The sequence below is a fragment of the Streptomyces sp. NPDC005648 genome, from assembly GCF_040605395.1.
Taxonomy (GTDB): domain Bacteria; phylum Actinomycetota; class Actinomycetes; order Streptomycetales; family Streptomycetaceae; genus Streptomyces.
Map to the genome: position 1 here is coordinate 1 of NZ_JBEXCS010000170.1, position 9415 is coordinate 9415.

Genomic DNA, 9415 nt, shown 5'->3' on the forward strand with positions numbered 1-9415 from the left:
GGGATCAGCTCGGTGCGGGTGACTCGGTGCGCGAACTTGGTCACCGGGGTCGCCATGGCGACCTGGTCGAACCCCTGGAGCAGGCCTGGGACGTGCAGGGCTGCCACTCCACGTCCCCCTGCTCGCAGGAGATCCTCGCCCTCGGGACTCCGCTGCTGTGGTGGACGGCGTGCGCGGCGCTCGTCTATCTGCTCTTCCGGTGGGCGCTGCGCCGCGACTGGCGGGCGGGGGCCGTGCTGTGCGCGGTGGCGGCCGGCTATCTCCCGTGGTTCAACTACCAGGACCGCACGATCTTCTCCTTCTACGCCGTCGCGTTCGTCCCCTACCTGTGTCTGGCCGTCGCGATGCTGCTCGGCGCGCTGCTCGGGCCGCCGGGGGCGAGCGAGGCGCGCCGGGTGCGGGGGGCCGTGGCCGCGGGCGCGCTGGTGCTGCTCATCGCCTGGAACTTCATCTACTTCTTCCCCCTGTACACGGGCCAGGTGATCCCGTACTCGGACTGGCACGCCCGGATGTGGCTGGACACCTGGATCTGAGGCCCGGGCACCTCACCACGCCTCCAGATCCCCCGTCGTACGGCCGAGACAGGTGACCGGGCCCGGGTCCGGCACGTCGATCTCGTGGAAGCCGAGGCGGTCGTAGAAGGCCCTCGCCGGGGTGTTGGCGGTGGCCATGCAGAGGTGGACGGCCGGCACGCCCCGGTCGTGGAGGGCCCGGAGGAAGGTGCGCATCAGGGCGCGGCCGTGGCCGCGGCCCTGCCGGCCGGGGAGCAGGTCGATGTGGAGGTGGGCCGGGTAGGCGGCGACCTCGGGCACGAGCATCCGCTCGGGGTGGTGCAGCAGGGCGATCATCGCCTCGTCCGGGGTGCGCGGCGGCCCGGCGGGCGCCGGGTGGCGGTCGGCGACCAGGGGCAGCCACTTGGCACGGAACTCGGCGACGAAACGCGGGGTGTCGGCGGTGCCGACGATGTACCCGACCGCCTGCCCCAGCCCGTCGTCGAGGACGAACGCCAGTTCCGGCTCCAGGTGGGCGTAGGGGGCCGCGAAGGTCGCCGGGAAGATCGAGGGGTCGGCGTAGAAGGGCCGGCTGTCCTGACCGTTGTGGGCGGTGCGGACGCAGATGTCATCGAGGGCCTCGCGGTCGCCGGGGCGGTAGGGGCGGATCACGGGAGTCGGGGTCACCCCGGCATCCTGCCGATGTGGGAGCGCTCCCACAAGGCGCCGGACCACCGCCTTCGTCGCATGCAGGTCTGCGCGATGTCCCGGTCCGCCGGATGATCGTGTCCGCCCAGGTGCGCCCGGCGCCCGAAGTGGCGCATTCTTGTCTGTGTCATCCGCTGGGCGGGCACGGACGAGGTAGGGCCGATGACTGGGAGCACGGAGGACACGCACCGGACGCCCGGACAGCTGGCCACGCTGCTGATCGACGCCTCGACGGAGGCGATCGGCGCGGCGACGGGCCACTCGGGCGGCATCTATCTGCGCTCCAGCACGCCCGGACTGCTGCGGCTCGCGGTGCTCGCGGGGCTGCCCGGCGCGCTCTTCAGGCCCTGGTGGCGGATGCATGTGGACCGGCCGTTCCCGGTGGCCGACGCCTATCGGCTGGGTGTGCAGGTGGTGCTGCCGAACGCCACCGAGACGATGCGCCGGTATCCGCAGTTCGCGGCCGGACTGCCGTCCCAGTTCGGCTCCCTGTACGTACCGGTGGTGGGCGGCGCGACGACCTACGGCGTCCTCACCGTGCTGCGCCCCTCCGCCTCGGACGCCGCCGACCTGATGCAGCAGCGCGACCGCATGGTGCGGCTGGCCGAGGACCTGGGCGCTGCCCTGCTGCGGCTGGAGGACGGCCGAGCGGGGCCGTCGGTCGCGTGGGACGGCGAGCCCGTGTGCGTACGGCCACCCGGCGCCCGCCCTGCCGGACGGGCCGGTGGCTTCGCCTGGGACCCGGTGACGGACGTGGTGACCGCGGACGAACGGCTGCCCGTGCTGCTCGGCGTGCCGGCCGTGGGGCTCGGCTCCGGGGTGCGCGATCTCGCCGAGGCCGTGTCCCCGGCCGACCCGCAGCGGGTGCTGGCCGCACTGCGGGAGACGGCCGCGGGCCGACCGCCACCCCTGCCGCTGTACGTGCGGGCCGAGGACGACGCGCTGCGGCTGGTGGAGCTGTGGAGCCCGTACGCCGCCCCCGCCCCGCCCGGCACGCCCTCGGGCACGCATCCCGTCAGGGGATTCGTCGTCGATCCGGGACCCGGCGCGGCGGCCGACGCAGCGGCCGATCTGCTGCCCGAGGGCGTGCTGTGCCTGGACCGGCTGGGCATGATCCTCTACGCCAATCCGCGCGCCGGACAGCTGCTGCACCGCTCACGGGCCGAGCTGCTCGGCCGCCCGCTGTGGGAGGGCGTGCCCTGGCTGAGCCAGCCGGCCTGCGAGGACCATCTGCGCAGCGCCCTGCTCTCACCGGACCCGGTGCGCTTCCACGTGGGCCTGCCGGTCGGGGAGGCGGACGAGGAGCCGTACGAGAGCGCCTGGCTGGACGTGTGTGTCTATCCGGGTCCTGACGTGCTGACCTGTACCTTCCGTCCGGCGAACCGGGTCGCGGCCGCCGCCGACCTCGCTCCGCCGCTCGACGAGACGGACGAGCCGGTCGCCGCGGTCGCGGCCGGCGCCCCGTCCATGGCCCCGCTGTACCGGCCCATCGTCCTCGCCATCGCGCTGACGGAGGCGGTCACGGCACGACAGGTCGCGGCCGTCGTGATGCGGGAGCTGCTGCCCGCCTTCGGCGGCGGCCGGCTCGCCATCTACCTGCTCCAGGACCGGCATCTGTACCTGTCGTGGGAGTCGGGCTTCCCCAAGGGGTTCCTGGCCCCCTTCGAGGGGGTCGGCCTGGACGCCCATCTGCCGGGCGTGGAGACGCTCACCAGCGGACGGCCGCTGTTCTTCGACTCGATGCAGCAGCTGACGGCCGCCTACCCGGGCATCGCCCTGGACGCCGAGCAGGGCGCCCGTGCCTTCCTGCCGCTGATCGCCTCGGGTCGCCCGGTCGGCTCCTGCATCCTGGGCTTCGACCGGTCCCGCACCTTCAGCAGCGAGGAACGGACCGTGCTCACCGCGCTCGCCGGCCTCATCGCCCACGCCATGGAGAAGGCGCAGCGCTACGAGAGCGAGGCGGCCCTCGCGCGAGGCCTCCAGCAGGCCCTGCTCCCCCGCCGGCTGTCCGTCCATCCGCAGGTGGAGACGACCGGGCGCTATCTGCCCGGCACCCAGGGCATGGAGGTGGGCGGCGACTGGTACGACGTCGTGGAGTCCGGGGACGGTCTGGCGCTGGTGATCGGCGACGTCCAGGGACACGGCGTGCAGGCGGCGGCCACGATGGGGCAACTGCGCAGCGCGGTAAGGGCGTTCGCGCTCGGTGACCGCCCGCCCGACGAGGTGCTGAGCGGCATCAACCATCTGCTCATCGACCTCGATCCCGGCCAGTTCGCGAGCTGCTGCTACATCCGCCTCGATCCGGCCTCGGGCATGACGTGCGCGGCCAACGCGGGACATCCGCCGCCGCTGCTGCGCCGTCCGGACGGACACACCGAGGTCGTCGACCTCCCCGGCGGTGTGGTGCTCGGCGTCGACCCGCAGGCGCACTATCCGCTGACGGAGCTGATGATCGAGCCGGGTGCCGTGCTCGCGCTGTACACGGACGGGCTCGTGGAGCGGCCGGGCGTGGACATCGACGACGGCATCACCGCCCTGCGGGTGGCCCTGTCGAAGGCGGGCTCCCCGGCCACCCGACCCGCCCGCCGCCCCCTCGCGGGCATCGCCGACCGGCTCACCGCGACGGCCCGGCACACCGCGGACCGGCCGGACGACATCGCCCTGCTGCTGGCCACACGGCGTGTCGCCCCGCACCGCGGGCGGTGAGGCGATCACCCGCCGACCGCCCACGAGTTGACGGAACATGAGGTCGCCCGGGCACTCCCGTGAACCCGAGGCGAAGCCTCACCCCGTCCCCGGGGCCCGACTCGTCCCGTCACCCTCCGTGACGCCTCTCGCCTCCCGCGGCCCGGCAGTGTAGACATGGGCACATGGTCCGACTTCCGGACCGCTCCGGGACCCGGTCCGCCCGCCGTCCCGGCGGTCCCCGTGCCCGGCACGCGCCCGACGGCGCCCGTCACGTGCACAGGCGGCGCACGGCGTGGCCGCAGACCCGCGCCGCGGACCCCGGTCCCGGGGAGCAGGGACGGACCTCGGGACTGCGCTCCGCACTCGCCGGACGCAGCATCGCCCGGCAGGTGTTCGTGCTGCAGGTGGTGATCGTGCTCCTGCTGGTGGTCGCCGCCGTGCTGGCCCTGTACCTCCAGGTGCGGCACGACAGCACCCAGGAGGCCCGCAACCGGTCGGTCGCGGTCGCCGAGGCCTTCGCCAACGCGCCGGGCACCCGCGAGGCGCTCAGCACCCCGAACCCCACGGAGATCCTTCAGCCGCGGGCGGAGGCGGCCCGCAAGGCGACCGGCGTGGACTTCATCGTCGTCATGAACACCGACGGCATCCGCTACACCCACCCCAAGCCGGACCGGATCGGCAAGAAGTTCGTCGGCACCATCGGACCCGCGCTGGCCGGTCAGACCGTGATCGAGGAGGTCAACGGCACGATCGGGCGGCTGGTCCAGGCGGTCGTGCCGATCAGGGCGCCGGACGGCAAGGTCGTCGGCCTGGTCTCGGCAGGCATCACGACCGACAACGTCGGCGGCGCGGCCAACCGCCAGCTGCCGCTGGTGCTGATGGCCGCCGCCGTCGCCCTCGCCCTGGCCACCGGCGGCACCGCCCTGGTCAGCAGACGTCTGCTGCGCCAGACCCACGGGCTGGGCCCGCACGAGATGACCCGCATGTACGAGCACCACGACGCGGTTCTGCACGCCGTGCGCGAGGGTGTGCTCATCGCCTCCGGCGAGGGCCGGCTGCTGCTCGCCAACGACGAGGCGCACCGCCTGCTCGACCTGCCCGACGACGCCGAGGGCCGGCACGTGCTCGACCTCGGGCTGCCCGCCGACACCGCCGACCTGCTGGCCTCCGGCCGCGAGGCCACCGACGAGGTACACCTGGTCAAGGACCGGCTGCTGGCCGTCAACCAGCGCCCCACCGACGTCCGCGGCGGCCCTGCGGGCAGTGTCGCCACCCTCCGCGACTCCACCGAGCTGCGCGCCCTCTCCGGCCGCGCCGAGGAGGCACGCGAACGCCTCAACATGCTCTACGACGCCGGAGTGGGCATCGGGACCAGTCTGGACGTCACCCGCACCGCGGAGGAGCTGGCGGAGCTCGTGGTGCCCCGGTTCGCCGACTTCGCGACCGTCGACCTGTTCGACGCGGTCCTCGCCGGTGGCCAGCCGGGCGCGGTGACCCCGTTGCGCCGCACCGCCTGCAGCGGGATCCGCGCGGACGCCCCGCTCTACAAGGTGGGCCGGCAGATCAGGTTCGTCGACTCCTCGCCGCAGGCCCGCAGTCTGCGCTCCGGACAGGCCGTGCTCGAACCGGATCTGGACCTGGCGCCCGGCTGGCACGCGCAGGACCTGGAGCGGACCGCGCAGGTGGTGGCGTACGGCATCCACTCGCTGATCACGGTGCCGCTGCGGGCCGGCTCGCTGGTGCTCGGCGTGGTCAGCTTCTGGCGGTCCGAGAAGCCCGACGCCTTCGACGCGGACGAACTGGCCCTCGCCGAGGAGGTGGTGGCGCGGGCCGCGGTCTCCATCGACAACGCGCGCCGCTACACCCGCGAGCACAGCATGGCCGTCACCCTGCAGCGCAGTCTGCTGCCGCGCACGCTGCCCGAGCAGTCCGCGCTGGACATCGCCTACCGGTATCTGCCCGCGCAGGCCGGGGTGGGCGGGGACTGGTTCGACGTGCTGCCGCTGTCCGGCGCCCGGGTCGCGCTGGTGGTGGGCGATGTCGTCGGGCACGGGCTGCATGCCGCGGCCACCATGGGCCGGCTGCGTACGGCGGTGCACAACTTCTCCTCCCTCGACCTGCCGCCCGACGAACTGGTCGCCCTGCTGGACGAGTTGGTGGCGCGCATCGACCAGGACGAGGCCGAGGAGGACGGCAGCGCCCCGGTCACCGGCGCCACCTGCCTGTACGCGATCTACGACCCGGTGGCCCGGACCTGCACCGTCGCCCGCGCGGGCCATCCGCCGCCGGCCCTGATCCGGCCCGACGGCAGCGTTTCCTTTCCGGATGTGCCGGCGGGTCCGCCGCTCGGCCTCGGCGGTCTGCCGTTCGAGACGGCCGAACTCCACCTGGAGGAGGGCAGCCGGCTCGTCCTGTACACGGACGGGCTGGTCGAGGACCGGGAGCGGGACATCGACGAGGGGCTCGAGCTGCTGCGCGGCGCGCTGGAGCGGGCCGGCGAGTCGCCGGAGGACACCTGCCGGGCCGTACTCGCCTCACAGCTCCCCGCAAAACCCAGCGACGACGTGGCCCTGATCGTCGCCCGCACCCGGGCGCTGTCCGCCGACCGCGTCGGCGAGTGGCAGGTGCCGTCCGACCCGGCGGCCGTCGCCCAGGCCCGTGCATCCGTCAGCCGGCAGCTGGCCGCATGGGGGCTGGACGAGCTGACGTTCACCACGGAACTCATCCTGAGCGAACTCGTCACCAACGCGATCCGCTACGGCGCCGACCCGATCCGTATGCGGGTGCTGTTCGACCGGACCCTGATCTGCGAGGTCTTCGACAGCAGCAGCACCTCGCCGCATCTGCGGTACGCGGCGATGACGGACGAGGGCGGCCGGGGCCTGTTCCTGGTGGCGCAGCTCGCGGAGCGCTGGGGCACCCGCTACACGCCCGAGGGCAAGGTCATCTGGGCCGAGCAGCCGCTGCCCTGAGAGTCCGTTCTTCGTCGTTCCCTACGAAGTTGTCGTGTGACGGGTGTTCGACACGTCCAACTTCTGATAGGAAACCTTCCTATCAGAGTGACACCCGGCCAACTCCCCACCCCCCACCTCCACTTGGAGCATCCGTGAGGAACGTTTCCAGTCATTCCGCCCCACCCGTCATCACCTCGCGCCGCACCCTCCTGGCCCTGATCGGCGCCTCCGTGGCCGCCGCACCCCTCCTGCGGGCCCCGCGCGCCTCCGCCGCGGCCTCCAGCTGCGCGGGCCTCGACACGGCGGCCAAGAAGGAGATCGCCATGCAACTGGTGTCGAGCGCGGAGAACTCGTCGCTCGACTGGAAGGCGCAGTACAAGTACATCGAGGACATCGGCGACGGGCGCGGCTACACCGCCGGCATCATCGGCTTCTGCTCGGGCACCGGCGACATGCTCGACCTGGTCCAGCTCTACACGGACCGCAAGCCGGGCAACGTCCTTGCCAAATACCTCCCGGCCCTGCGCTCGGTGAACGGCACCGACTCGCACGCCGGCCTCGACCCCAACTTCCCCAAGGACTGGCGCAAGGCCGCCCAGGACACCGCGTTCCAGCAGGCGCAGAACGACGAGCGCGACCGGGTGTACTTCAACCCGGCCGTCAAGCAGGGCAAGGCGGACGGGCTCGGCACCCTGGGGCAGTTCACCTACTACGACGCCATCGTGATGCACGGCGACGGCGACGACCCGACCAGCTTCCGCAACATCCGCAAGCGGGCCCTGAACAAAGCGAAGCCGCCGGCGCAGGGCGGCGACGAGACGACGTACCTGAACGCGTTCCTGGACGCGCGCGTGTGGGCGATGAAGCAGGAGGAGGCCCACAGCGACACCACCCGCGTCGACACCGAGCAGCGGGTCTTCCTGCGCAAGGGCAACCTGTGCCTGAACACCCCGCTCGACTGGAAGGTCTACGGGGACAGTTACCACATCGGCTGAACCGGCAGACAGGCTTACTGTGGGCTCATAAAGTTGATTTATGAGCCCATAGACCGGACCCGTGTACCGACTTAGGCTTGCCTTAGCTTAGGCTTCCCCTTCGAGTCGATCCATCGCCGCTCGAAGGGAACCTGATCATGCCCCGCCCCCTGCGGGTAGCCATCGTCGGAGCCGGCCCCGCCGGGATCTACGCCGCCGACGCGTTGCTCAAGTCCGACGTGGCCGCCGAACCCGGTGTGTCCATCGACCTCTTCGAGCGCATGCCCGCGCCGTTCGGGCTGATCCGCTACGGCGTCGCCCCCGACCACCCCCGCATCAAGGGCATCATCACGGCCCTGCACCAGGTGCTCGACAAGCCCCAGATCCGCCTCTTCGGCAATGTCGACTACCCGAACGACCTCAGCCTGGACGACCTGCGCGCCTTCTACGACGCGGTGATCTTCTCGACGGGCGCGACGGCCGACCGCGAGCTGCGCATACCCGGCACAGAGCTCGACGGCTCCTACGGCGCCGCCGACTTCGTGTCCTGGTACGACGGCCACCCGGACGTACCGCGCACCTGGCCGCTGGAGGCCGAGAAGGTCGCCGTGCTGGGTGTCGGCAACGTGGCGCTCGACGTGGCCCGCGTCCTCGCCAAGACGGCGGACGAGCTCCTGCCGACGGAGATCCCGCCGAACGTGTACGAGGGCCTGAAGGCCAACAAGGCGCTGGAGGTGCACGTCTTCGGCCGCCGCGGCCCCGCGCAGGCGAAGTTCTCCCCGATGGAGCTCCGGGAGCTGGACCACTCCCCCAACATCGAGGTCATCGTCGACCCCGAGGACATCGACTACGACGCGGGCTCGATCGAGACCCGGCGCGGCAACAAGCAGGCCGACATGGTCGCCAAGACCCTGGAGAACTGGGCGATCCGCGACGTCGGGAACCGTCCGCACAAGCTGTTCCTGCACTTCTTCGAGTCGCCCACCGAGATCCTGGGCGAGGACGGCAAGGTCGTCGGCCTGCGCACCGAGCGCACCGCCCTGGACGGCACCGGCAACGTCAAGGGCACCGGCGAGTTCAAGGACTGGGACGTCACCGCCGTCTACCGCGCGGTCGGCTACCTCTCCGACAAGCTCCCCAAGCTGCCCTGGGACATCGATTCCGGCACCGTCCCCGACGAGGGCGGCCGGGTGATCCAGGAGTCCGGCGAGCACCTGCAGTCGACGTATGTCACCGGCTGGATCCGCCGGGGACCCGTCGGTCTGATCGGCCACACCAAGGGCGACGCCAACGAGACGGTCGCCAACCTGCTCGACGACTACGCCAAGGGCCGTCTGCAGACGCCGGGTTCGCCCGAGCCCGAAGCGGTGGACGCGTTCCTCGCCGAGCGCGAGGTCCGCTTCACCACCTGGGAGGGCTGGTACAAGCTGGACGCCGCCGAGAAGGCGCTGGGCGAGCCGCAGGGCCGCGAGCGCGTCAAGCTCGTCGAGCGCGAGGACATGCTCCGCGCCAGCGGCGCCTGACGGGACCGACCGGCGCCGGCCGTGCCACCAGGCACGCACACCACCGTCACCCGTGCGCGTGGCGTGGCGGTCTGGGC

General features: G+C 72.2%; 5 protein-coding genes and 1 pseudogene. 5 read left to right on the forward strand and 1 reads right to left on the reverse strand.

Annotated elements, in window-relative coordinates:
- Positions 1-533: pseudogene (locus tag ABZT17_RS44235) on the forward strand (hypothetical protein); the annotation flags it as partial.
- Between the two features lie 12 nt (positions 534-545).
- On the opposite strand, the gene ABZT17_RS44240 reads toward ABZT17_RS44235, so the two are convergent.
- Positions 546-1178, reverse strand: a complete 633-nt coding sequence (locus ABZT17_RS44240; protein WP_356357849.1) for a GNAT family N-acetyltransferase — start codon at positions 1176-1178, stop codon at positions 546-548.
- A gap of 183 nt (positions 1179-1361) precedes the next feature.
- On the opposite strand from ABZT17_RS44240, the gene ABZT17_RS44245 reads away from it, so the two are divergent.
- The 4 genes from ABZT17_RS44245 to ABZT17_RS44260 all read left to right on the forward strand — a co-directional run bounded on the left by ABZT17_RS44245 (position 1362) and on the right by ABZT17_RS44260 (position 9338).
- Positions 1362-3905 (forward strand): SpoIIE family protein phosphatase, encoded by a 2544-nt coding sequence (locus ABZT17_RS44245; protein ID WP_356357850.1) that lies wholly within the window; start codon positions 1362-1364, stop codon positions 3903-3905.
- Between the two features lie 164 nt (positions 3906-4069).
- Positions 4070-6859, forward strand: a complete 2790-nt coding sequence (locus ABZT17_RS44250; RefSeq protein ID WP_356357851.1) for a SpoIIE family protein phosphatase — start codon at positions 4070-4072, stop codon at positions 6857-6859.
- Positions 6860-6993: 134 nt separating this feature from the next.
- The gene (locus tag ABZT17_RS44255; RefSeq protein ID WP_356357852.1) at positions 6994-7836 is read left to right on the forward strand and encodes a chitosanase; all 843 of its coding nucleotides are present in this window, start codon (positions 6994-6996) and stop codon (positions 7834-7836) included.
- Between the two features lie 137 nt (positions 7837-7973).
- Complete coding sequence (locus ABZT17_RS44260; protein WP_356357853.1) at positions 7974-9338, forward strand: FAD-dependent oxidoreductase; 1365 nt, start codon at positions 7974-7976, stop codon at positions 9336-9338.
- The last annotated feature ends 77 nt before the right edge of the window (positions 9339-9415 follow it).